Origin of the sequence: Streptomyces sp. NPDC001903 (assembly GCF_042891345.1) — a bacterium.
Taxonomy (GTDB): domain Bacteria; phylum Actinomycetota; class Actinomycetes; order Streptomycetales; family Streptomycetaceae; genus Streptomyces.
In genome coordinates, this window is the sequence record NZ_JBIASZ010000002.1 from 206,045 (window position 1) to 227,910 (window position 21,866).

At 71.0% G+C, this 21,866-nt stretch carries 22 protein-coding genes and 2 pseudogenes; 14 read left to right on the forward strand and 10 right to left on the reverse strand.

Going from position 1 to position 21,866, the window contains the following annotated elements; all coding sequences use genetic code 11:
- The first annotated feature begins 15 nt into the window (after positions 1-15).
- Positions 16-1,347 (forward strand): FAD-dependent monooxygenase, encoded by a 1,332-nt coding sequence (locus ACFYZS_RS04510; protein ID WP_389006745.1) that lies wholly within the window; start codon positions 16-18, stop codon positions 1,345-1,347.
- Between the two features lie 59 nt (positions 1,348-1,406).
- Here ACFYZS_RS04510 and ACFYZS_RS04515 read toward each other — a convergent pair whose 3' ends face one another.
- Complete coding sequence (locus ACFYZS_RS04515; RefSeq protein WP_389006747.1) at positions 1,407-2,279, reverse strand: LysR substrate-binding domain-containing protein; 873 nt, start codon at positions 2,277-2,279, stop codon at positions 1,407-1,409.
- Positions 2,280-2,349: 70 nt separating this feature from the next.
- Between ACFYZS_RS04515 and ACFYZS_RS04520 the strand changes: the two genes are divergently transcribed.
- A complete protein-coding gene (locus ACFYZS_RS04520) occupies positions 2,350-2,961 on the forward strand; it encodes a short chain dehydrogenase (protein ID WP_389006749.1) in 612 nt (203 codons plus the stop codon).
- Positions 2,962-3,009: 48 nt separating this feature from the next.
- Here the strand turns inward: ACFYZS_RS04520 and ACFYZS_RS04525 are convergent, their stop codons facing one another.
- The 4 genes from ACFYZS_RS04525 to ACFYZS_RS04540 all read right to left on the reverse strand — a co-directional run bounded on the left by ACFYZS_RS04525 (position 3,010) and on the right by ACFYZS_RS04540 (position 5,169).
- Positions 3,010-3,273: a hypothetical protein gene (locus tag ACFYZS_RS04525; protein ID WP_389006752.1), complete on the reverse strand. Its 264-nt coding sequence runs from the start codon at positions 3,271-3,273 to the stop codon at positions 3,010-3,012.
- Positions 3,270-3,419 carry a hypothetical protein gene (locus tag ACFYZS_RS04530; RefSeq protein WP_389006755.1) on the reverse strand — a complete coding sequence of 50 codons (150 nt, stop codon included), beginning with the start codon at positions 3,417-3,419 and terminating at the stop codon, positions 3,270-3,272. The genes ACFYZS_RS04525 and ACFYZS_RS04530 overlap by 4 nt, the downstream gene beginning before the upstream one ends.
- A 136-nt stretch (positions 3,420-3,555) precedes the next feature.
- Positions 3,556-4,290: a hypothetical protein gene (locus tag ACFYZS_RS04535; RefSeq protein WP_389006758.1), complete on the reverse strand. Its 735-nt coding sequence runs from the start codon at positions 4,288-4,290 to the stop codon at positions 3,556-3,558.
- 138 nt (positions 4,291-4,428) lie between these two features.
- The gene (locus ACFYZS_RS04540; protein ID WP_389006761.1) at positions 4,429-5,169 is read right to left on the reverse strand and encodes a class I SAM-dependent methyltransferase; all 741 of its coding nucleotides are present in this window, start codon (positions 5,167-5,169) and stop codon (positions 4,429-4,431) included.
- A 248-nt stretch (positions 5,170-5,417) separates the two neighbouring features.
- Here ACFYZS_RS04540 and ACFYZS_RS04545 point away from each other — a divergent pair, with 248 nt between their 5' ends.
- A complete protein-coding gene (locus ACFYZS_RS04545) occupies positions 5,418-6,260 on the forward strand; it encodes a hypothetical protein (protein ID WP_389006764.1) in 843 nt (280 codons plus the stop codon).
- A gap of 160 nt (positions 6,261-6,420) precedes the next feature.
- On the opposite strand, the pseudogene ACFYZS_RS04550 reads toward ACFYZS_RS04545, so the two are convergent.
- Positions 6,421-6,537, reverse strand: a pseudogene (locus ACFYZS_RS04550) (DNA-binding response regulator); the annotation flags it as partial.
- A gap of 556 nt (positions 6,538-7,093) precedes the next feature.
- Between ACFYZS_RS04550 and ACFYZS_RS04555 the strand changes: the two are divergent.
- The 4 genes and pseudogenes from ACFYZS_RS04555 (at position 7,094) to ACFYZS_RS04570 (ending at position 11,923) form a co-directional block, all read left to right on the forward strand.
- Entirely contained in the window at positions 7,094-7,909 is an 816-nt protein-coding gene (locus tag ACFYZS_RS04555; RefSeq protein WP_389006767.1) for a GNAT family N-acetyltransferase, read from the forward strand.
- A gap of 64 nt (positions 7,910-7,973) precedes the next feature.
- Positions 7,974-8,215, forward strand: a pseudogene (locus ACFYZS_RS04560) (sensor histidine kinase); the annotation flags it as partial.
- A gap of 1,273 nt (positions 8,216-9,488) precedes the next feature.
- A complete protein-coding gene (locus ACFYZS_RS04565; protein WP_389006770.1) occupies positions 9,489-10,625 on the forward strand; it encodes a PLP-dependent cysteine synthase family protein in 1,137 nt (378 codons plus the stop codon).
- The gene (locus ACFYZS_RS04570; RefSeq protein WP_389006772.1) at positions 10,622-11,923 is read left to right on the forward strand and encodes an MFS transporter; all 1,302 of its coding nucleotides are present in this window, start codon (positions 10,622-10,624) and stop codon (positions 11,921-11,923) included. The genes ACFYZS_RS04565 and ACFYZS_RS04570 overlap by 4 nt, the downstream gene beginning before the upstream one ends.
- Before the next feature lie 404 nt (positions 11,924-12,327).
- Here the strand turns inward: ACFYZS_RS04570 and ACFYZS_RS04575 are convergent, their stop codons facing one another.
- Positions 12,328-12,828, reverse strand: a complete 501-nt coding sequence (locus ACFYZS_RS04575; protein WP_389006775.1) for a carboxymuconolactone decarboxylase family protein — start codon at positions 12,826-12,828, stop codon at positions 12,328-12,330.
- Positions 12,829-12,927: 99 nt separating this feature from the next.
- Here ACFYZS_RS04575 and ACFYZS_RS04580 point away from each other — a divergent pair, with 99 nt between their 5' ends.
- Genes ACFYZS_RS04580 through ACFYZS_RS04590 form a run of 3 tightly spaced genes read left to right on the forward strand, consistent with a single transcriptional unit; the run spans position 12,928 to position 14,871 of the window.
- Positions 12,928-13,869 carry a pirin family protein gene (locus tag ACFYZS_RS04580; RefSeq protein ID WP_389006777.1) on the forward strand — a complete coding sequence of 314 codons (942 nt, stop codon included), beginning with the start codon at positions 12,928-12,930 and terminating at the stop codon, positions 13,867-13,869.
- A 24-nt stretch (positions 13,870-13,893) separates the two neighbouring features.
- On the forward strand, positions 13,894-14,238 hold the full coding sequence (locus tag ACFYZS_RS04585) for a GNAT family N-acetyltransferase (protein ID WP_389006780.1): 345 nt from the start codon (positions 13,894-13,896) through the stop codon (positions 14,236-14,238).
- Between the two features lie 60 nt (positions 14,239-14,298).
- Positions 14,299-14,871, forward strand: coding sequence for an antibiotic biosynthesis monooxygenase (locus tag ACFYZS_RS04590; RefSeq protein ID WP_389006783.1), 573 nt, complete (start codon positions 14,299-14,301; stop codon positions 14,869-14,871).
- A gap of 184 nt (positions 14,872-15,055) precedes the next feature.
- Here the strand turns inward: ACFYZS_RS04590 and ACFYZS_RS04595 are convergent, their stop codons facing one another.
- Positions 15,056-15,244: a hypothetical protein gene (locus ACFYZS_RS04595; RefSeq protein WP_389006786.1), complete on the reverse strand. Its 189-nt coding sequence runs from the start codon at positions 15,242-15,244 to the stop codon at positions 15,056-15,058.
- A gap of 207 nt (positions 15,245-15,451) precedes the next feature.
- Here ACFYZS_RS04595 and ACFYZS_RS04600 point away from each other — a divergent pair, with 207 nt between their 5' ends.
- Positions 15,452-16,192 carry a hypothetical protein gene (locus tag ACFYZS_RS04600; RefSeq protein WP_389006788.1) on the forward strand — a complete coding sequence of 247 codons (741 nt, stop codon included), beginning with the start codon at positions 15,452-15,454 and terminating at the stop codon, positions 16,190-16,192.
- 124 nt (positions 16,193-16,316) lie between these two features.
- Positions 16,317-16,925, forward strand: a complete 609-nt coding sequence (locus tag ACFYZS_RS04605) for a class I SAM-dependent methyltransferase (protein ID WP_389006791.1) — start codon at positions 16,317-16,319, stop codon at positions 16,923-16,925.
- 72 nt (positions 16,926-16,997) lie between these two features.
- On the opposite strand, the gene ACFYZS_RS04610 is transcribed toward ACFYZS_RS04605, so the two are convergent.
- Positions 16,998-18,266 (reverse strand): glycosyltransferase, encoded by a 1,269-nt coding sequence (locus ACFYZS_RS04610; protein ID WP_389006794.1) that lies wholly within the window; start codon positions 18,264-18,266, stop codon positions 16,998-17,000.
- Positions 18,266-20,002, reverse strand: a complete 1,737-nt coding sequence (locus ACFYZS_RS04615; RefSeq protein WP_389006797.1) for a hypothetical protein — start codon at positions 20,000-20,002, stop codon at positions 18,266-18,268. The genes ACFYZS_RS04610 and ACFYZS_RS04615 overlap by 1 nt, the downstream gene beginning before the upstream one ends.
- A gap of 214 nt (positions 20,003-20,216) precedes the next feature.
- Here ACFYZS_RS04615 and ACFYZS_RS04620 point away from each other — a divergent pair, with 214 nt between their 5' ends.
- Both ACFYZS_RS04620 and ACFYZS_RS04625 read left to right on the forward strand, forming a co-directional pair.
- A complete protein-coding gene (locus ACFYZS_RS04620; RefSeq protein ID WP_389006800.1) occupies positions 20,217-21,164 on the forward strand; it encodes a diacylglycerol/lipid kinase family protein in 948 nt (315 codons plus the stop codon).
- Positions 21,161-21,760 (forward strand): lysophospholipid acyltransferase family protein, encoded by a 600-nt coding sequence (locus ACFYZS_RS04625; protein WP_389006803.1) that lies wholly within the window; start codon positions 21,161-21,163, stop codon positions 21,758-21,760. The genes ACFYZS_RS04620 and ACFYZS_RS04625 overlap by 4 nt, the downstream gene beginning before the upstream one ends.
- The last annotated feature ends 106 nt before the right edge of the window (positions 21,761-21,866 follow it).

Consider the following 21,866-nt stretch of genomic DNA (forward strand, 5'->3'; position numbering starts at 1 on the left):
CACGGGAGAAAGCACGTGGAGGCAGTGATGGGCGTCAACGACAACGAGCAGGAGCGCACGATCCGGACGAGCGAGCAGGGGACGCGGGTGCACGGCCCCAGGGTCTTGGTGGCGGGGGCGAGCATTGCGGGACCCGCCCTGGCCCACTGGCTGCGCCGGCGGGGGGCCGAGGTGACCGTGGTGGAGCGGGCTCCCGAGCTGCGTCCCGGCGGGCAGGCGGTGGACGCACGCGGGGTCGCCAAGGAGGTCATCGAGCGCATGGGGCTGGACGCGGCGGTCCGCGCGGCGTGCACCGACACCGCCGGCGCGCACACCGTGGACGCGGACGGGCGGGTGCTGGAGACCTTCCGCGTGGACGACCACGGTGGCGACGGGTTCATCGCGGACATCGAGATCCTGCGCGGGGACCTGTCCCGGGTGCTCTACGACGACACCCGCGACGGCGTCGAGTACGTCTTCGGCGACCGCATCGCCGAGCTCGCCCAGGACGCGGACGGGGTCGACGTGGTCTTCGCAGGCGGCGACCGGCGGCGCTTCGAGCTGGTGGTCGGGGCCGACGGGCTGCACTCGGAGCTGCGGGCCATGGTCTTCGGGCCGCATGAGCGGTTCCTCCGCCACCTGGGGCACGTGCTGGCGTTCTACAGTGTGCCCAACGAGTTCGGGCTGGACCGCTGGCTGCTCGAGTACCAGGACCAGGAGTCCGGGCGGTCAGCCCTCCTGCGCCCCATCCAGGACGCCACCCGGGCGATGGCCATGTTCTACTCCGCCTCGGGCGACTTCGACGTCGACGTCGACGTCGACGTCGACGTCGACGTCGACCACCGTGACGTCGCGGCCCAGAAGCGCCTGTTGCGTGAGCGGATGGCTGGCCTGGGCTGGCTGGCCCCGGACATCCTCGCGCACTTGGACGACACCCCGGACTTCTACCTCGACCAGGTCGCCCAGGTGGTGATGGACCGCTGGTCGAGCGGACGGGTGGCGCTGCTCGGGGACGCGGCGTTCAGCTCGTCACCGATGTCCGGACAGGGCACCGGGCTGGCATTGGTCGGCGCCTACCTGCTGGCCGGAGAGCTGGCCGCCGCCGAGTGGGACCCCGACACCGGCTTCGCCCGCTATGAGGCGCGGATGCGTACGTTCGTCGAGGCCAATCAGGAGATCGGCCGACTGAACGCCCGCAGCCGCGACGTCCTCGGGCCGGACGCCGAGCCGCGCCCCGATTTCGCCGGCGAACGGTTCACCGAACTGGTCGGGCGCGCGATCAACGGCATCGAGCTGCCCGACTACGCGGGGACACCGGACTCCGCGGCCCCCGCCGGATCCCCGACCACCTCGTCAGCCAAGCCGTAGGCGTCACACGATGGCGAAGCCCGGAGTGCCGGTCGACCTGGGCGCCCACCAGGCCCCGGTCAATCCTCGACGGGACCGGTCAAAGTCTGCCGGACATGCGCGCGGAATGCGGCGGTGGCCGGGTGGCCCGGGACGGCGGGCGCCAGGAAGTGGACCGTGACGGGCCCGGCGTCGGTGAGCGGGAGATAGCGCACTGCGGGAAGGGGATGGCTGTGGCGGGTGGCCTCGGCCGTGATGCCGACGGCCTCGCCGGTGGCGATGGAGGTGAGCCACTCGTCCACGTTGGAGACGACCCGGGTGGCCGCCGGGCTGCTGCCGGCCGGCCACAGGGCGCTGCTGGTGGTCGCGGCCGTCGCGCACAGCACGACGGTCCGGCCGGCCAGGTCCCGGAGGGCGACCTCGGGGCGGGCCGCCAGGGGGTCGTCCCGGCTCACGGCGGCGACGCGTGGTTCGCTGTAGAGCGGCAGGACGGCCAGGTCCGGCGCCGTCCTCTCGGGCAGCGCGCGCAGGAACACGGCGTCGACGGACCCGCGGAGAAGGGCGGTGTAGGGATCCGCCAGGTGGTGGACCTCGACCGGAGTGCGGGGGTGGTCCTGGCGCCAGCCGCGCAGGAGATCCACGGTGTGTTCGCCGAGGGCTGCCCAGGCGAAACCGATGCGCAGGGGCCGGGTGGAGCCGGCCGCCTCGGCGAGGGCGTCGTCGAGCTCGCCGAGGATGCGGTCGGCGCGTTCCTTCAGGCGCTCACCCTCGGCGGTGAAGGCCAGGCGGCGCGTCGTCCGTTCCACGAGACGGGTACCGACGCGGTGCTCGAGCTGGTCCAGCGTCCTCGACAGGGCGGGCTGGCTGATCCCCAGGACCGCCGCGGCGCCGGTGATGGACCCCTCGTCGCCGATGGCGGCCAGCGCCCGCAGGTGCCTGAGCTCGACATTCATAACCCGAAAGCATGACTCCTGTATGGAAGGTATTTCCCTGACCGTGGGGAGGGTTCCTAGCATCGAGCGCATGCGAATCCTCCTGATCGGCGCCCACGGCCTGCTCGGCACGGCCGTGCACCGGGCACTCACCGCCCGCGGCCACAAGATCGTCACCGCCGGACGTTCCAGCGGCGACCTGCGGTACGACATCACGGACCCGGCGCAGATCGCCGCCCTGTACGAAGCCGCCGGGCGGGACGGCCACCTGGACGCGGTGGCGAGCGCCGCCGGTTCGGTCCCGTACCGGCCGGTGGCCGAGATGACCCCGCAGGACTGGACCGACGCCTTCCAGGGCAAGGTACTCAGCCAGGTCGAGCTGGTCCGCCGGGGCCTGGACCGGCTGTCGCCGCGCGGCTCGTTCACGCTGATCACCGGGGTGCTCGCGCGCAGCCCCATCGTGACGGGCGCGGCTGCCTCGCTGGCGAACGGCGCGGTAGAGGCATTCGTACGGGCCGCCGCGATCGAAATCGCACCGCAGCGGATCAACGCGGTCAGCCCGACGGTGTTCACCGAAGCCCTGGACGTGTACGGCGACTTCTTCCCCGGCTTCGCCCCGGTGGGCCTCGCGGAGGTGGCACAGGCGTACGTGCGCTCCATCGAGGGCGCGGAGACCGGCCGGGTTTTCGAGCTCGGGTCCTGAACCGCAGCCGGCTCACCCTGTAGCCGCGAGAGGGTGACCCAGGCCGACCTAGTAGCCCAGCCAGACGATACCCAAGACGGACAGCCGGCGGGTGAGGCGGTTGGCCACGTAGACGACGGAGAGCCGGCCGACGGACGCGGCTCGGACATCTTCGCCCTCGGGGTCGCCGGCGTTCCACTGGGGCCAGCCCCACGGGGAGCGCACGGCGATGTCGAGAACGTCGCGGACCGTTTCCCTGGCCGGCTCAGGGAGGTCGGCGAGGGTCTTTGCGGCTTGTGGGGACAGGCGCACCGACCACGGTTGTTCGGTCACGGGCGCGCACCGAGGACGTCGTCGAGGTCCACGCAGTCGGCCTCATCCTGGTCGGGGTCCATGAGGGCGTCAACGGCCGGGGCCGCGACGACATGCAGCTGCCAGGTGCGGAGCACCTCGTGCAGGGAGGGGCAGGCTGAACGCATGGCGGGCGTCCTCCAAAGCTTTCACCCAATCCTGATCCTGCTCGAATGCCGGCACCCACTGTTCAGGCCGCCGATCCCACTGTGCGTCAAACAACGATACGCATCAGCCAACGATCAGGTGATCTGAAGGAAGCGTTTAGCTGCAGTCCCACATGAACCGGCCTTCAAGGTGATCGGAGCTGAGGAAGAGGAAGCCGCTTCCGTAGCCGAAGTTGAGGAAGAACGGGTCGGTCTTCGCCTCACCCCGATCCTCGAACTGGCAGAGGAACAGCCAGGACGGGTCGATGCCGAAGGCCTGGTCGTTGGGGTAGATGGCCTCGCCCCCCAGGAAGTCCTTGGGCCACTCCTCCTCGGGGAACTCGATGTCCGGGCCTTCGCCTCGCAGGTACCGGGAGCAGGCGGCGGCCTGGTTCGCCGCCTCGTCGAGTTCAGTCGGTATCGGAGCCAGGTCCGTCAGCCATTCGACGGGAACCTCCGTGTAATCCGGACCCCACCGCCACAGGGTTCTCCCCTGCGTGCCGGGGGAGCCGACCGACGCGAAGGACGGTATCCGCCCACCCGGCTGGACCAGAACGACGGCCTCGCCGTCCTCCGGTGCGCTGCCGCCCATGTCCATGCCCTCCTCGTGCAGGAACAGGTATGCAAGGCGCAGCTCGTCGCCAGGCACCCGGAACTGGCCGATGAACACAAGGGGCTCGCCCGAACGCGGATGCACCGGCCAGGCCGGTCCGTCCAGCCAGACCGGCTGCCCACCGAACTTCGACACCGGTTCCGTGACCGGCTCGCGCGCAGCCCGGAAGGACATCCGCAGCCGCGGCAGGAAGGCTGCATCGTAGGGGCCCGCGGCCTGGCCCGTCGGCTCGGAGATCACGCCTCCGACGCTACGGCACCCCACCGACAGCACCCGGCCTGGGTGGTCTCCTTTGATCACGCCTGACGTGCAAGATCCGAAAGGACGACCCAGGCCTGCCCGGCGAGGGGATCCCTTCACGTCTCGGCGCGGCGGGACTTACGGTTTGTGGGTCACCCAGAGCAGTTCCGCCGGCCAGCGGTGTGCCCAGTCGGGTGGGTCGGTTTCGTTGTAGCCGTTGGGTGTTCCGGGTTCGGGCCGCGGCTCGATGAGGTCGTCGATGACGAGACCCGCGCCGCGCAGGACCTTGACCCAGTCGCCGTAGGTGAGCTGGTAGCTGGTCGCGCCGTCGTCTTCGGCGATGGTGTTCAGCCCGAAGTAGTCCGTCTGCAGCGTCGTGGTCACGCGGCCGGCGGCTTCGTCGTAGCAGGCTTCGAACCATGGGCTGGCGACGTTGAACACCAGGCGCCCGCCTCGGCGCAAGACGCGTGCGGCCTGCGGGACGGCCAGGTGCGGGGGCGCCCAGCTGAGCCCACCGAAGTCGCAGAACACCAGGTCGAAGCTGTTGTCGGCGAAGGGGAGTTGTTCGGCGGCGCCTTGCACGAGCGGGTAGCGGGCCGCCCCCATCGCGCGGACCGCCGCGCCGAGTTGGGCCTCGGACAGGTCGAGCCCGACCACGGCGGCGCCCTCGGCGGCGAGCACCCTGGACCACTGTCCGGCGCCACAGCCGAGTTCGAGGACGCGCTTGCCGGTGACGTCGCCCAGGGCGTGCAGGTGCGCGTCGGGGATGGAGTACATGCCCCACAGCCGGGGTGTGGCGCCGATTTGCGGGTCGTGCTCGCGCTGATAGGCGTTGCTGATCCGGTTCCAGAGCCGCCGGTTGGCGGAGGTGCTGTCCACGCACCGACTCCAACACCGCCTGCCAGGACAGTCAACAGGATTACGGCACCGGCCCGCCCTCGGGGTACCGGCCCCGGCTCGGCCCATCATCCGCCGGACGAGCCCTGGCGGTCTCGATGGCGCGCCTGCACCAGCTCGCCGCTGGCCGGCCGGCACCGCTGCCCGCCGCGGTCGGAGCCCATCTCGTGCGACTGGCGCGCTGGGGATTCACGCCTCGTAAGATCCGGAGCCGGGCCTAGGATTGGCCCATGAGCACGGCAGACGACGACCGCATCGCCCTCGACCTCCTCGACGCCCACCTGGAAGACCTGTGGCGGGCAGCCATCGAACTCCAGCGGGGAAACCGGGCCGTCGTCCCCGAGACGCCGCGCGAGCCGGGTGGGGCCGCTGCGGGCGGTGGGGCCACGGAACTCCTGCGGTGGGGGTACGCAGAGCTGGCCGGCATTCCGCGCTCGCCGGCCGACGTGTTCGCCCGCAGCGTCGGCAGCACCCTCATGGAGCTGCGGCGGCGCCGGAGCCCCTGGAACGCGGCAGCCCTGCGCCTGCTGGATGACCCGTACGTCTTCCTCGCCACCGGTCCGCGCCGCCATGAGGACTGGGCCGAGGACGTGCTCGCCCTGATGCACCGCGAGGTCCCGGACCCGCGCGGCTGGCTGCGGATCGACGGTGACCGTACCAACAACGCTCGCTACGCCGTGCCGGCGTACCCCTTCGAGCCGCCGCCCGCCGCCGAGTTCCGGGACCGCCTGCACGAGCTGGAGCCGGCGGGGGCCGTCACCGCGCTCGCCGTCATGGCGGAGGAGTGGAACGAAGGCCGGCCCGTCCGAAGCCGGCCGGAGCGCGATGCCCTGCTGGCCGACGCACGGTTCCTGCTGGACCGCTACGGCCCGGACGCCCGGTTCTGGACGAATGCCCGGGACGCGGCCTCGGACCCCGCCCGGGACTTCGTCCAGGCCGGCCTGGAAGGGACGAGGGTCCACGGGTTCATCACAGGCGAGTACATCAACGGCCTCGACCTGTTCGAAGAACTGGGCCTCATCGCCGTGTCCGACGAAGAGGTCGGGGTCTTCTGGTCCTTCGGCGCATACTGACACCGGCTCCCCTGCACCTGGACCCGTCCAGATGCTACGCAGGAGGCCCCGGAATCGACGGCACCTTGACGGCGCCCCGCCAGCCTCGCCTCAGTCACGCCTCGAAGCGGTTGCCCATGCCGGGAGCAGTGATCAGATGGCGCGGGTGCGATGGGTCCGCTTCGGAGCCGTGGCGGGCGGAGACCGCCAAGACGGGTACCTGCGACCACACGCGCAGTCGCTTGATCACATCGATCCCGTCCATGTCGGGAAGCCCTGGGTCGGGCAGGACCGCGTCTCAGCGAGTTGTAGACCTCTCCGGCACACAGCCTGTCGAGGCGGAGTCAATCCGTGTCGGATGTGGCCAGTAGAAGATCACACTCCCGTCCGGGCCACGCCGGCATCAGAGCCGCGTCAAGGACTGGACGGCTGTCTTGAGCCCCGCCTCGCAAGGCAGTTGGATGAGTGATGTGAACAGCGGTCTGCGCCACGACGACCGGCCACCGCATACGGTGCGCCCGGCCTCGCGCGCTGCTCACCTGCCGGTGCGCTGACGCACCGTTCCCGAACCGCGGCCGCCCGCCCCCGCCCGTATCGCGGACGACCGCTTCCACCCGGTGCCTGCCCCGCCGGGCAGGCACCGGGCCTCACCTTGCGTCGTACGACCGTGGCGAGCGCGTGGCCCCGGCCGCCTGCACCACCGAGGAGCACCCGATCCGATGCCCGGACTGGCCCGCCGAGCTGCTCGTCGGCCATGACGCCTGAAGGCGAACCCACCCCGGGACGGGTCGGCCGCCCGTCGGGCAGCGCCCCGCTCCCCCACACCACAGCCCGCGCACCACAAGGGAGAGTTGATGATCGAAATCGCTCCGCGGCAACTGCCCACCCTGAGCCGGTGGTTTCCCACCGGCTCCCCAGGTCTCGGGGCACTCGCCGAGCACGTACTGACCACGGGCGCCGGCTGCTGGTGGGCCGATCGTCCCGACCGGCCCCGGGTCCTCGCCGTCACCTGCGCGGACCACGTGCTGCTGCGCGGCGACCCCAGCGCGCTCGCCGCGGATGCCCTGGCCCGGTTCGCGGACCAGTACGTCGAGACGCCCTCACGCTTCCGGCCCGCCCTCGGCTCCGCGTTCGAGCGCGTCGTCCCCTGGGAACGGATGCTGTACGTCCACCAGGCTCAGGCATCGGTATCCCTCCCCCGTACGCCGCGTGGCGTGACGGTGCGGCGGCTGACACCCGAGGACGTTCCGGCACTGGCCGAGCTGGACTCCGAGAACGCCTGGATCCACGCCAGTTGGGGTGGCCCCTCCCGGCTGGCCGCCTCGGGCCACTCCTGGGCCGCCTTCGCCAAGGGCCGGATCCTCTCCGTCGCCTGCACCTACTTCCTCGGCAGCGCTTACGAGGACATCGCGGTCGTCACCGTGCCCGACCACCGCCGCGAACGTCTCGCACTGGCCTGCGTCGCCGGCTTGGCGGCCGATATCCAGGCACGTGGGCGCACCGCGAGCTGGTGCTGCTCGCGCGACAACCGACCCAGCCGGCTTCTGGCCTGGACGGCCGGATTCCGGCTCACCCGCGAATACGTCCACCACGCCACGGGCCGCGCCCTGGCACGCGAGGCCCGGGCAACGCCGATGCCGGCATCGGGCGGGGCCGCAGCCTTGGCCTGATGGCCGACTCGCCATCACGCCCGGCATCGACGTGCCGAACCTGGAGACCGTGCCGGTGCTGCAGGCCAATGCCCCTCTGCTCGAACGGTCCTGGCGAACTTGGCCGGCAACGCTGTCCGCCACGCCCCCGCAGACCGTCCGGTGCTGGTGACGGCGAGCGCCCTGGCCGGCCGGGTCGAGGTCAGGATCGCCGACCGGGGCCCCGGAATCGCCGCCGACGACCGCGAGCGCGCCTTCGAGCCCTTCCAGCGCCTCGGCGACCGCGACAACACCGCCGGACTCGGCCTCGGCCTCGCCTTGGCCCAGGTCTCATGGCTTCCTACAGGCCTTGCGCACGGGCGCAGTTGGATCACACGCTCTTCCACGAAGCGGCGCCCCGGACCCGGTGGACGCGGCCTATGATCACGGGGTGATTACAGCTCGGTCGCGTTCCGACGGCCAGTCGACCACCTCGCGGGTAGGCCGACTGGTCGCTGCCGGGCTGGCCTTGCTGCTGCTCGGGCTGGTCGGCGTCTGCTGCTCCTTGACGAAGCACGGCAGTGAAACGGCGGCCATGCAGGTCGCCTCCGCCTCCTCGGCGAACACGGAAGGCCTGACAGAGATATCTGCCGCGGGCTGTCCCGAGGGCGAAAGCCACTCGGTGGTCGAGGGAGCGCGCCGCTCGAGTGCCCCGTCAGGCACGGCGGACAAGCACGATCTCGCCGAGGCGCTGTACGAACGGCGGACTTCTCCGAGCGTCTGGCGTGCGCGGCCCACCGAGCAGTTGAGGCGACCCCCTGCCGCTTCCTCTGACCAGGTCAGATCACAGGTCGTCCTTCAGGTGTAGACGTCGGAGCTTTCCGACGACACCCACGCGCGCCTTGCGGAATTCACAGATTTGCCCACTACGCGGCGTTATGTTCAATGCGCCTCGGCTTCCGGCTTCGAATTCCTGCCACCGGTGCGCGCACCCGCCCATGTCGCTTCCCACCCTCGCGGCCGAGGAAGTGACTGCAGCTCGGAGGATCTGTGCTCCGCCTGTCCCCGCCGCGCTCGACCCGCCGGGTTCCTTCGTGGCCGGCAGTTCTGCTGGCCTGCGCGCTGAGCGTGCTGCTCCTGGCCGCCGTGCACTGTTCGTCGTACCTGTCCAACGACGGCCACCAGCACCTGTCCCTGTCCGCACCGGCTGCGCCGGACGGGCACACGGAGCCCTCCGGCGAACAGGAGCACCCGGACCGCCCGCAGCACGATCACGGCGCCGCGTGCGCCTCGCCTTGCCTGACCACGTGGGCCTCTGCGAACGAGGTCCAGCGTCCGGCCGATGGGTCGGCAGACCCTGCTTCGTCGGAGCTCAGAGGGCTGGTTGTGGAGCAGGCGGCCTCGGCGGCCTTCGCCTCCGGTAGATCATCCATAGCGCGTACCGGCCGTTCCGTGCTGGCCGGCGTTTGCCGGTGGCGGATTTAGGCCGCTCGTTCCGCAGCCGCGCGCGGCTGCCGCATGCCGATCCGGCCGGGGCCCTGTCCTGCTGATGCCCGGCCGGTCACGGCATGCCACGCGAACGAGTAGCCGAAGCCATCACCGAACGAACGAAGGCACAGCCATGCATTCTTCGACCACCGACACGTCGTCCACGGGCCGCTTGGCCCTGTCGGAGCTGGTGGGCAACACCCCGCTCCTGCGCATCTCCGAGCCGCTCGCCCCGGCGGGCCGGGGCTTCTGGGCGAAGCTGGAAGGCTTCAACCCCGGCGGCATCAAGGACCGCCCCGGCCTGCACATGGTCGAACGGGCCCGCGCCCGCGGCGACCTGAAGCCGGGCGCACGAATCATCGAGTCCACCAGCGGAACCCTGGGCCTCGGTCTCGCTCTGGCCGGCATGGTCTACGGCCACCCGGTCTCCCTGGTCACCGACCCGGGCCTGGAGCCGTCCATGACCCGGCTGCTGACGGCGTACGGCGCCCAGGTCGACATGGTCTCCGAGCCGCACCCCACGGGCGGCTGGCAGCAGGCCCGCCGCGACCGGGTGCAGCGGCTCATGGCGCACCACACGGACTCCTGGTGCCCTGACCAGTACAACAACCCGGACAACACCGCCTCGTACACCCCGCTCGCCCTTGAACTCGCCACCGAACTCCGGCACATCGACGTGCTGGTGTGCAGCGTCGGCACCGGCGGCCACTCCGCGGGGATCTCACGCGTACTGCGGCAGCTCTACCCCGAACTGACGCTGGTGGGGGTGGACACCATCGGCTCGACGATCTTCGGGCAGCAGGCCCGGCCGAGGTTGATGCGCGGGCTGGGGTCGAGCATCTACCCCCGCAACGTCGCCTACGACCACTTCAGCGAGGTGCACTGGGTCTCCCCCGCGGAAGCCGTGTGGACTTGCCGGCAGCTGGCCGGCTCCCACTACGCCACCGGCGGGTGGAGCGTCGGAGCAGTCGCACTGGTCGCGGGCTGGCTGGCCCGCTCGCTCCCGAAGGACGCGCGCATCGCGGCGGTCTTCCCCGACGGCCCCCAGCGGTACCTCGGCACCGTCTACGACGACGGGTACTGCGCGGCCCACGGCCTGCTCGACTCCCCGCCGGCGCCGGAACCGGACCTCATCGGCCGCTTGGACGAGAAGGAGGTCACCCGCTGGACCCGGTGTACCGCCGTCGTCGACCCGCTCACCCTCGGCGGGAGCCGTGAGAACGAGGCCGACGTGAAGCAGGCGTCGCACCCGCAGGAGCAGGCCCGGTGAAGAACACGATCGCTCAAGTCCGCTCGTACGACGGCAGCGTTCAGCTGTTGATGGTCAACCAGTTCACCATCAATCTCGGCTTCTACATGCTGATGCCCTACCTGGCCACCCACCTGGCCGGGCCGCTCGGCCTGGCCGGATGGCTGGTCGGTCTGATCCTCGGCGTACGCAACTTCAGCCAGCAGGGCATGTTCCTCATCGGCGGGACACTGGCCGACCGCCTCGGCTACAAGCCCATGATCATCGCCGGGCTCGTGCTGCGCACCGCCGGCTTCGCGACCCTCGGGCTGGTGGAGTCCGTCCCCGCCCTCCTGGCCGCGTCCGCCGCGGCCGGCCTGGCCGGCGCCCTCTTCAACCCGGCGTCGCGCGCCTACCTGGCCGCCGACGCGGGCGAGCGCCGGGTGGAGGCCTTCGCCCTGTTCAACGTCTTCTACCAGGCGGGCATCCTGCTCGGCCCGCTGGTCGGCATGATCCTTACCGGCGTCGGTTTCAGGGTCACCTGCCTGGTGGCTGCCGCGATCTTCGCGATCCTGAGCCTCATCCAGATCCGGGCCCTGCCGGTCCGGCGTCCCGATCACACGGACGCCCCCGACGGGGTCCGCGAGGGTGTCCTGCGGCAGTGGCGGGGGATCTTCACCAACCGTCCCTTCCTGCTGTTCTCGCTCGCCATGGTCGGCTCGTACGTCATGTCCTTCCAGGTCTACCTGTCCTTGCCGCTGGAGGTCAGGCGCCTGGGCGGCGAAGGGCAGTTCGCAGCGGCCGCGGTGGCGGTCCTCTTCGCGGTCTCCGGGCTGAGCACGATCGCCTTCCAGACCAAGGTGACCGCTTGGTGCACGGCCAGGATGGAACCGGGCCGGGCGCTCACCTGGGGGTTGCTGGTGATGGGGACGGCGTTCGTCCCGCTGCTCCTCGCCTCGGCCGTGCCGGTACCGGACGGCGGTTCGGGCCTGTGGCTCCTGGCCGGGCTGCCACCGGCGCTCTCCGCACTGCTGCTGGCACTCGGCACGATGATCGCCTACCCGTTCGAGATGGACACCATCGTGCGCCTCGCCGGCAACCGTCTCGTAGCCACCCACTACGGCCTGTACAACACCATCTGCGGAATCGGCATCACGGTGGGCAACCTGCTCACCGGCGTGGCACTGGACGCCGCACGCAGCGCCGGAGTGCCGGCACTCCCCTGGGCGGCGTTGGGGCTGCTCGGCATGGCTTGCGCGGCGGCGCTCTACGCACTGCACCGTACGGGTCGGCTGTCACCTTCCCGAGCCGAAGGAGGACGTCAGACCGTATCCGCCTGACCGGAGCCGGGACGTACGGACAGGGTGCCGACGGCCACAGCCGCCGCCCCCTGCCGCGTCTCGCAGGCTGACGCGGGCCACGCCGCACAGGCGTGCAGGCCTACAGGTTGCGGTGCGGTCGGCGGAGCTTCGCCGATCGCACCCGCTCCGCCCTCACGGACGCGCTCCTCGGCGCTCTCCGCGGAGAACGGCCCTCCGGCACCGGCCTCGCCGGCGGAACTGGGGAGCCACCCCACGCTGTCCCCGGCGGCCACCGCACGAGTGATCGCCGCCGCCACCGGGCCGCGGTCCGCCGAGGACCGCCGAACAAGAAGTGGCAGCGCTGGCGCTGCTCGCCGCGGTGGGGCTGCGGCGGCTCTCGGCCCCGGGTGCGAGCGTGGGCTGGGCGACGGCTCCGTAAGGGGTCAGCGGGCGGGAGTGTCCCGTACCGGATGCTTGCTCAGGATCGAGACCCGGTTGAAGGCGTTGATCGTGATCGCGGCCCAGATCACGGCGGAGATCTGGTCGTCGTCCAGCACCTGCCGCGCCTGCGCGTACGCCCGCTCCTGGGCGAGGGCGTCGGCGGGGTGGGTGGTGGCCTCGGCCAGGGCCAGGGCGGCGCGCTCGCGGTCGGTGAAGAGCTCGGTGTCCCGCCAGGCGGCGAGCACTCCGAGGCGACGGGCCGTCTCCCCGGCGCGCAGCGCGGCCCGGGTGTGGACATCGAGGCAGAAGGCGCAGCCGTTGAGCTGGGACACCCGGAGGTTGACCAGCTCGACCAGGATCCGGTCCAGGCCGGCCTCGGCGGCCGTCGCACGGACGGCGTCGACGGTCTTGACCAGCGCCTGGTATGCCGCGGGGCTCTGCTTGTCGAGGTAGATCCGGCCGCTGGTCCGGTGGGTTTCCCCTGCCCGTGCCGTCTCGATCACGCTGTGCTCCTTCGTCAGTTGTCCCGGGTTGCCTTCAGGACTATGATCACCCATAGTTGTTGAAAGCGAAACTACTTTTGGTGGGAGAGGGGCCGGGAGATGGATCACACGGAGGTCGGGACCGAGGCCGATGTCGAGGTCCTCACGGCCCGGCACGTCCCGCTGGGCGGCCCGCGGGCGATGACCGTACGGCGCACCCTGCCGCAGCGGGCCCGGACGCTCATCGGGGCCTGGTGCTTCGCCGACCACTACGGTCCCGACCGGGTCGCCGACTCCGGAGGCATGGACGTCGCGCCCCACCCGCACACCGGGCTCCAGACCGTCAGCTGGCTGTTCACCGGGGAGATCGAGCACCGCGACAGCCTCGGCACCCACGCCTTCGTACGACCGGGCGAGATCAACCTGATGACCGGCGGCCACGGCATCAGCCACACGGAGGTCTCCACCCCCGCCACCACCGTGCTCCACGGCGTCCAGCTCTGGGTGGCCCTCCCCGGCGAACACCGCCACGCGCCACGCGAGTTCCAGCACCACGCGCCCGGGCCGCTCCGCGTCGACGGGGCGGAACTGCGGGTCTTCCTGGGCACCCTCGCCGGCGACACCTCCCCCGTACGCACCTTCACCCCGCTCCTCGGCGCCCAGGTCCTGATCGACGCCGGCGCCACGGTCACCCTCGACGTCGACCCCGGCTTCGAACACGGACTCCTCGTCGACGAGGGCGACGTCCGCCTCGAGGGAACCCCCCTGCTCCCCGCGGAACTCGGCTACGCCGCCCCCGGCCGCACCACCCTCACCCTCACCAACGACTCCGACCGCCCGGCCCGCACTGTCCTCCTGGGCGGCCCGCCGTTCGAGGAGGAGATCGTGATGTGGTGGAACTTCATCGGCCGCAGCCACCAGGACATCGCCGAGGCACGGGAGGAGTGGGAACGCGCGTCCGACCGCTTCGGCACCGTCGACGGCTACCCCGGCGAGCGACTGCCCGCCCCCGCCCTGCCCAACGCCGTCATCGCACCCCGCAAGAACCCCACCCGCCACTGACCCCGCACCGAAAGGACCATCGCCATGAGCGAGCAGACCGCCACCGCCCCCGTCGTCCGCCGCGTCGACGCCCGCCACCGCTACGAAATCCTCATCGACGACGACCGCGCCGGCCTGACCGCCTACCGCGACCGCGAGGGGCAGCGGGTCTTCTTCCACACCGAGATCGACGACGCCCACGCCGGCCGGGGACTCGCCGCGATCCTCGTCGAGCAGGCCCTGACCGACGTCCGCGCCTCCGGGATGCGGATCGTGCCCGTCTGCCCCTACGTGGCCAAGTTCCTCATCAAGCACCAGGAGTTCGCGGACATCACCGACCCCGTCACCCCCGAGGTGCTGACCTGGCTCGATGCCCGGCTGGGGCGCTGAGTTCCGGGCGGCACAGCGCGTAGAGTGAGGTCGGGCGCGGCGTGATCACGAGGAGTACATGTGACCGCGGTCAGCCTTGAGCACTCCACCGTCCCCGCCGACACCGGCGAGGTGACCCTGCTGATAGCCCGTCGGGTCGACCCCGGGCACGAAGCCGTCTTCGAACGGTGGGCGAAAGGCATCCTGGAAAGCGCGGCCGCCTTCCCCGGACACCTGGGGTACGGGCTCTTCCGCTCCTCCGGCGGCGACGCCCCCTGGTTCCTCGTCCACCGGTTCCGGAACGCGGACGCCTGCCGCGCCTGGCAGGAGTCCCCCGAGCGGGCGGCCTGGTTCGCCGACTGCCGGGGACACCACCACACCGAGATCGCCCGGCGCACCCTGACCGGCATGGAGACCTGGTTCGCCGAACCGGGCTCGACACGGCCGGCGCCGCCCCGGTGGAAGATGGCCGTCAGCGCGACCCTGGCGATCTACCCCATCTCCGTGCTCGGCGGCCTCTTCCTCATGCCGCACCTGACCGCACTCCCCCTCCTGCTCAACAGCCTGATCACGGCCGCCGTCTTCAATGTGCTGATGACGTACGTGGCGATGCCCGCCGTGAGCAGACTCCTGCGCGGCTGGCTCACGACGTAGCGGCCCGCGACGGCCCAGCCTCGACGAGCACGCGGCGACCGGGCACGGCGACGTCATTGCTCCCGCCGATCGCGCGCTACGCCATCGGCCGCCCGGGCGCCGTGACCGAGGCATCGCAAAGGCACCCGGCCGGCATGGTCGGGGACCATGCCGGCCGGGTGCCGGAAAGCGCGGGGCGCCTGTCCTACTCGATGATCGTGCTGAACAGGGCCAGCGCGCCTCCCGCAGCGACACCCGCGGCGATGAGGGCGTCGGGAACGCGATGCGTGCTCAGGTAGGTCAGGCCTCCGGCCACCGCGGCTGCAATCAGGCTGAGCACGAAGATCAGAGCGGCGCGGAGCGAGAGGAGGGCCTGGTTGCGCGGTCCGGGCATGGTGACGGGTCCTTTCGGTTCGGCCGGAGCAGGCAGATCCGGCGGAGCACGGTGCCTCGCTCGCCCGTGGTCGGGGCGGCGCGATCGGTCTGAAGCCAGACTGGACTTGGGCGTTCGCAAAACAGAGAGGTGGCTTTTGCGACCGGTGACCGTCCGGTTCTCACGCGCCGGACTCCGACCGTCGGATCGGCCGCTACAGTGCGGGACATGGGGGTGGTACGCGTGCGGGTCGCCGTGGTGGACGAGCGCGAGGACGTCCTGGACGGCCGTGTCGGCTGGCTCCGCGCGGCCGGACACACCGCCGTGGGCTACAGCTTCGAGGCGGCGTTCGAAGAGACGGACTGGCACCGGTTCGACACCGTCGTACTGGACGGCCGGGACGACCGGGAGCATCCGATACTGATGGGCAGCGGTGAACTGCCCGACCGCTTCCTCGGGCCGAGGGTCGCACAGCGCATCCGTGAACTGGCGGGCAGGGAGCGGCCCGTGATCATCCTGGTCAGCTCGTACGCGCGCACGCATCCCGAACTCTCCCTGCGGTGCCAGGAGGCCGGGGTCGACTACGCCTTCGACTACCTCGACGTGCCGTCCTCGGCGCACTTCGTCCGCGCGGTGGAGTCGCCACTGGACATGGGCCCCCGGAAGCCGGTCGACTGGCGTGCCCTCGGATTCGTCGCGCCACCGCGGATCGGGGACGCGCTCGCCGCCGCGGAGAACAGCAGGGCCGCTCCTCCACTCGTGTCGGACGGCGCCTCGGCCGTCGGCGTTTCGCCCTACGAACGCCGACGCCTGCGCGAGACGCTGGGCGGCCTCCTGCCCGTCCCGGTGTTCCGTACCGGCGAGCGGCGGCGGCTCGCGCACGGGAAGGAACTGCGCTCTCTCCTGCGGCGCTTGCTCGGACTCAGGGCGACGGACGATCCTCACGGCGCCCGTGACGGCAGTCAGTGAGCGGTACGTACGAACGCGGCAGAAGCTCGGACCCTCATCCGCGGCGGCGGCAGCGATCGATGGTTGCGTTCGGTCTGCCGAAACGGCATGCCGTCGTCGAGTCAGCCACGTCATAGTGGCCCTCATGGGTGTTGTCGGCTGGGTGGGACGTGCCTTCTCCCGGGTCTACTGGCGGGAGGAGCCCCTTGTCGACTCGATCAGGGCGCATCTGCCGGTGGGGGGCAGCGTCATCGACGTCGGGGCAGGGGGATGTCGCATCGCGGAGCTCCTGGGAGTCGACGGACGGTTCTCGGTGACAGCGGTCGACGTCGTCGACCACAACGTCACCGAGGTGCCGTTGCAGCTCTACGACGGGGAACGACTGCCGTTCCCCGACAAGTCGTTTGACGCGGCGCTGCTCGTGTTCGTACTGCACCACGCCGAGCACCCCGAAGCCCTCGTGCGCGAGGTCCTACGGGTGACCCGGTCGACGGTCGTCGTCATCGAGGACGCACCCGAAACACGTGCGGAACGATGGTGCTGGCGGGCCTGGGACTACTTGCTGAACCACGCCGCGCACGACGACATCGGGGTCGCGCACCACGCACGAAACGTCGGACAGTGGGTCGCGTTCCTCCGATCCTGCGGAGCCGCCCCCTCATCAGCCCGTCGCTTCCGGGCCCTCTATCCGGTCCTGCGGTCCTATCCGCACGTCGTACTGCCCGTGTCCATCGACGCCAAGACGAGCGGGTGAGGTGAACGGCGGGCCTCGACACTCGCTCCGCCGGGTGCCGGCGGACCCCCGCTCCGGCCTCCCCGCCCGGGTTCAGATCAGCCGGGCGGTTCTCAGTACGCGCATCGCCTCCGCTGTGCCCCGCTCCCCCGCGGCTTCCGCGGAGATCCGGATCGCCCGCCGCTGATACTCCGCCGCCTCGGGCGCGCAGGTCATCGCCGTCATCATCCGCGCGAGCCCGGCGCTGTCCAGCTTCCGCCGAGGCACGGCGATGGGTCCGACGCCGAGCAAGGCGAGCCGACGGGCGTAATAGTGCTGGTCGAACTGGTGCGGGACAGCGGTGGAGGGGACGCCCGAGCGCAGCGCGGTCGTCGTGGTGCCGGCCCCGCCATGGTGAACGACGGCGGCGGTACGGGGCAGCAGCCACGCGTGCGGAGCTTCGTCCACTGCGTAGGCCGTCGCGCCGACACGGCCCGGCGCCATGTCGGAGCCGCGCGGCACGGTGGTGACCAGGCGGACCCCCGCGGCTGCGGCGGCGTCGAGGAACAGCGGGATGTCGGAGGCCAGTCCGACGCTGCCGAAGCTCGCGAAGACGGGGGCGGGACCCTCGTCGAGGAACTTGGCAAGACCGTCGGGCACGTCCTGGTCGTCGGGTGCGGGCACGTGCCATGGTCCCGTCAGCCGTACTCCGGGACCCCAGTCCGTGGCCGCGGGGACGAGGAGGGGGCTCGCGGCGAGGAGGATGGGAACGTCGGGGGGAACGAGGAAGGAGCGTTCAGTGCGCCGCCGGGGCAGGCCCAGTTCGCGCCGCGCGGCGGCGCCGCCCGATCGGGACCACCAGACGCCTGCCGCCCATGCCAGGGTGCCTCCCGCCCGGTTGAGGACACTGCTGTGCGCGGGCCTCAGTGGTTCGATGAGGCTGGGCCCCTCATGTGTGGGCAGGCACGGGGCGAACAGGGCCAAGGCGATGCGGCATCCGAGTGCCGCGCGGAGCGCCAGCGCCGTGTCGAGGGTCAGGATTCCGCTGATGACCGTGTCGGTGGGACGGACCCGGGGCGTCACTGATCGCGCGATGTCGGTGGCGACGCCCCGTAACCACAGGCCCACGCCTGCCACGGCCACGATCGGATGGCGGTGCGCGTGCGTCATCGCCCAGTCCATCTGCCGGGACCCTCTCCCCGGGCGGGGGAGTCTCGCCCGCATGGACGCGAAGTCGATGCCTGCGCGGCCGACGAGGTCCCGGAAGTCGTCCAGCGCGTGGATGGTGACGTCGTGGCCGTCCTGACGCAGCGCCCCGGCAAGGGCGACGCACGGCTCGACGTCCCCTCGGGATCCGAGGGCGAGAATCAGTACACGGCCCATCAGAAACTCCTCGCCCGGGTGGAATGCACGAGGCTCTGATGGCTCAGGGCTTCGAGGGAGGACCGGGCCTCCATGAGCAGTCGGGCGGGAACCGCCACGTCGTGCTCGCCTTCCGCGCGGCCCACCATGACTGCGGCCAGCTCGATCTGACGCTGCAGCAGGTTGATCTCCTCCTTGAAGCAACGGGCCCTGATGTCATCGGCGGTGGCTTGGAGCTGTCCCACCCACCGGTCGTGCAGACGCAGGCCCAGGTCCCTGTTCCTGTTGTCGAAGGCCAGGACCGTCATGACGACGCTGGCCGGAATGATCAGCGTGCCGATGACCGATCGGAGGGGTGGAGCGCCGTATGGATTCATCTGGACGGCGACGAAGGTCCAGGCCAGGCAGAAGGCGACGGTCCACCGGCGGAGGCGGGGTGGCAGCTCGGGCCAGACGATGCCCACCATGTAGAGCGTGCCGGTCAGCCCGATGATCGCGGGGACGATGATCCGGCCGTCCGCGAGCCTCCAGTGGACGGGCAGCACGGCCGTCATTCCCAGGACGAGGATGGCGGGAAGCAGGGTCGTGAGCCAAAGCGTGCGCATCCCCGCCCCGAGGCCCTTCTCCCGCCTGCGTCTTCTTCGTCGCTCGGCCGTGAGGCCCAGCGCAGCGGTGGTCGCCATGGTGAGGAGGACGGGAGCCAGGGGCAGGTCCGCGTAGATCGGGTTGACGAGGGCGAGCAGGGAACCGGAGCCGAAGATCACGGCTGCGGGCACGAGCGCCAGCTTGCGTCCTTTCGCCGGAGGGACGTGCACCGTCCGGCCACCCACGGAGAGCCGGGCCTCACCGGTGACGGCGTCGCTGAAGAGAACCTCCGCACGATGCTGCCCCGTCAGGTCCAGGGCGTTGAGCTGGGCCGTGAACGCCTCGGCCTGGGCGGGGGTCAGTACTTGGAGGCCTTGCTCCCTGTCCATCTTGAAGTGCAGGTGCTCCGCGACGGCGGGCCGGCCACGACGTTGCGCCGCCGCCATCTCCAGGAGGACGTCCGCCAGGTACCTGGCCTGCTCCCGGGTTCTGTCGGAGAGGTACTCCTGTTCGCGGCGAAACTCGTGACGGGCTCGACGTGCCACGTCTCCCAGCTTCAACTCAAGCTGGAACCAGGTGCGGTTGAGCGACTCCGCCACGGCTCCGCCGCGGCCGAGGAAGAGGTCGTTGCGCGTCTGCAGGGCGACCATGGTGCGGAAGGCTTCCCGCTCCGCCAGGAATCGCCTCTGGTGCTGCCGTCCGGCGAATTCGGTCACTGCGAACGCAGCGGCCCCGATGACCAGCATCCACGCGCCGTAGAAGAGGAGTTCGAACAGGTACGGGTCGGCGCCGGCCCCGACACGGGTGAGGTACATGACGCCGTCCACCGTGGCCACGTACAGGGCGCCGAGCGGCAGTCCCCGTACGGCGATGAGCTCGATGGCGGTCGGGACCAGGAAGATGAGCACACCGGAGTACGGCCAGGTCGGAGGCACGGCGAGAGCGCCCAGGCACGCGTAGAGCAGGTCGAGCGGAACACGCGCCTTCATGAGGTCGCGCCCCGATCGGTGCAGCCGCCAGGCGACTCCCGCGTCGACCGCCGCGGCAAGGAGCGTGATCGCGAGGACGAGTGGGCGGTCCTTGACCCAGCCCTCCGCGGAGACGACGTTGAACACGTAGAGAGGTGCCCGCAGACTCACGAAGAGAGCGGCCCGCGCACTGGAGAACGTCATGCGCCCCAGATGATCCCTCGCCAGCTCCGCCAGCTCCGCCATCGCCGCCCGCCAAGCACGCGCGGACGGGGCTCCATTGCACCGGCCGCATGAAGCGAACATCATGTCCCACCGAGAACGCCCAAGGACAGTGGTATGCGGATTTGGGGATCCCTTTCACCGAATTGAACGCTTTCACTCACGAAGCACCCTCGGATCGCCGTAGTCTGCCCCGGTGCCAGCACTGGTCGTAGTGAACCCCCACGCGACGGGCGTCGACCGCGCCCGGCGCGACCATCTCCTCAACACCTTGCGCGGGGTCACACGGACCGAGTCGGTGGAGACCACCGGCCGCGGTCATGCCGTCGCACTCGCCAGGGACGCGATGCGGGGACGGGAGGTGGACGTGGTGGTCGCGCTCGGCGGCGACGGCACGGTGAACGAGGTCGCGAACGGCCTCCTCGCTGACGGGGTCCACGATCGCATCCCGGCCCTGGGCGTGGTTCCGGGCGGCGCGACGAACGTTTTCGCCCGTTCCCTCGGGCTCCCCCGGGACTTCCGGGCTGCGACCGACGCCCTGCGGCGCCATCTGCACGCCGCGCAGTACCGCACGATCGGGGTCGGCAGGGTCGACGAGCGGTACTTCCTCTTCGCCGCGGGGGTGGGCCCGGATGCCGCGATCGTCGCGGATGTGGAGGTACAACGTGCACGGGGGCACCGGTCGAGTCTCTCGCGCACCGCAGGCACGGCGGCACGCCATCTCCTCGTACACTCCTCCCCCGGCCTGCGGCTGGAGCGGTCGGGCTTCCCACCGTGCAACGGCCTACGGTGGCTCGTCGTCGCGAACAGCGATCCCTGGACCTACGTGGGCCAACGGCCGCTGCGCGCCACGCCGCAGGCGTCTTTCGACACGGGGCTCGATCTCTGCGCCCGCCGGACGACGAACCCGCTCGCCCTGATCCGCTCCGTCGTCCGAATGGCCGGCCGGACACCGTACAAGCCCTGCCCCGGTGAGCTCCTTGTGCATGACGTCGACCGATTCGCCGTCCGGTCCGACCGGCCCGTGGCCGTGCACGTCGACGGCGATCCCCTGGGTAACCGCGGCTACCTGAGGTTCGCGTCCGTGTCCCGCGCCCTGCGTGTCCTCGCTCGCTCGCCTCTTGCCCAGGAGGAACCCACATGACGCTCACGTATCGTCTCGCTCTGGCCACGGCCCGAGTCATGGTGGAAGGGCGCGGACCACTGAGTGTCGACGGGGCGGACCACATCCCGCGCTCCGGCCCGACCCTGATCATCGCCAATCACGACACGCCACTGGACGCCCTCGTCGTCGGCGTCGCGGCACGCCGGCACCGGCAGGTCAGGTTCCTCGCCAAGCGGTCCTTGTGGGAACGACGGCCTCTCGGCGCCGTGCTGGACCGTCTCCAGCAGATCCCCATCGAACGCGGACGGCAGAAGGGCGGCTTGGACGCTGCGGTAGAGGCGCTCCGGGCCGGCCACTGCGTCTGTGTGTTTCCCGAGGGGACCCTTTCCCGGGGTAGGACATTGCGCGTGCGCAGTGGCGCCGCCCGCCTCCTCGCAGCGGTGCCCGAAACCCGGCTCATCGGGTGCGCCGTCACGGGCGCCGGGGCCCTCACGTCGCTTCGGCACCGCCCACGCGTGCGGGTTGCCTTCCTCCCCCACTCGCGCGAACCCCTCCAGGCAGGCTACGAGGCCAGCATCGAATCGGTCGAGAACTCGATGCGCGCCATTCGCGCGATCGCGCCGCCCTGGCCGTGAGACGTGCCAAGTCAACACGCAGCCTGTAGGCGGACGTACGGATCTCCGCCTGCACCACGTCTGGAGCGGGCAGCTCCATACACCGGGGAACCCCTCCGCTCCTCGC

Bases quoted from the DNA above. Each gene is read 5' to 3' on its own strand.
- ACFYZS_RS04515 (WP_389006747.1), bottom strand. From the start codon at position 2,279: ATGAATGTCGAGCTCAGGCACCTGCGGGCGCTGGCCGCCATCGGCGAC.
- ACFYZS_RS04520 (WP_389006749.1), top strand. From the start codon at position 2,350: ATGCGAATCCTCCTGATCGGCGCCCACGGCCTGCTCGGCACGGCCGTG.
- ACFYZS_RS04530 (WP_389006755.1), bottom strand. From the start codon at position 3,419: ATGCGTTCAGCCTGCCCCTCCCTGCACGAGGTGCTCCGCACCTGGCAG.
- ACFYZS_RS04545 (WP_389006764.1), top strand. From the start codon at position 5,418: ATGAGCACGGCAGACGACGACCGCATCGCCCTCGACCTCCTCGACGCC.
- ACFYZS_RS04555 (WP_389006767.1), top strand. From the start codon at position 7,094: ATGATCGAAATCGCTCCGCGGCAACTGCCCACCCTGAGCCGGTGGTTT.
- ACFYZS_RS04565 (WP_389006770.1), top strand. From the start codon at position 9,489: ATGCATTCTTCGACCACCGACACGTCGTCCACGGGCCGCTTGGCCCTG.
- ACFYZS_RS04580 (WP_389006777.1), top strand. From the start codon at position 12,928: ATGGATCACACGGAGGTCGGGACCGAGGCCGATGTCGAGGTCCTCACG.
- ACFYZS_RS04585 (WP_389006780.1), top strand. From the start codon at position 13,894: ATGAGCGAGCAGACCGCCACCGCCCCCGTCGTCCGCCGCGTCGACGCC.
- ACFYZS_RS04595 (WP_389006786.1), bottom strand. From the start codon at position 15,244: ATGCCCGGACCGCGCAACCAGGCCCTCCTCTCGCTCCGCGCCGCTCTG.
- ACFYZS_RS04600 (WP_389006788.1), top strand. From the start codon at position 15,452: ATGGGGGTGGTACGCGTGCGGGTCGCCGTGGTGGACGAGCGCGAGGAC.
- ACFYZS_RS04605 (WP_389006791.1), top strand. From the start codon at position 16,317: ATGGGTGTTGTCGGCTGGGTGGGACGTGCCTTCTCCCGGGTCTACTGG.
- ACFYZS_RS04610 (WP_389006794.1), bottom strand. From the start codon at position 18,266: ATGGGCCGTGTACTGATTCTCGCCCTCGGATCCCGAGGGGACGTCGAG.
- ACFYZS_RS04615 (WP_389006797.1), bottom strand. From the start codon at position 20,002: ATGACGTTCTCCAGTGCGCGGGCCGCTCTCTTCGTGAGTCTGCGGGCA.
- ACFYZS_RS04625 (WP_389006803.1), top strand. From the start codon at position 21,161: ATGACGCTCACGTATCGTCTCGCTCTGGCCACGGCCCGAGTCATGGTG.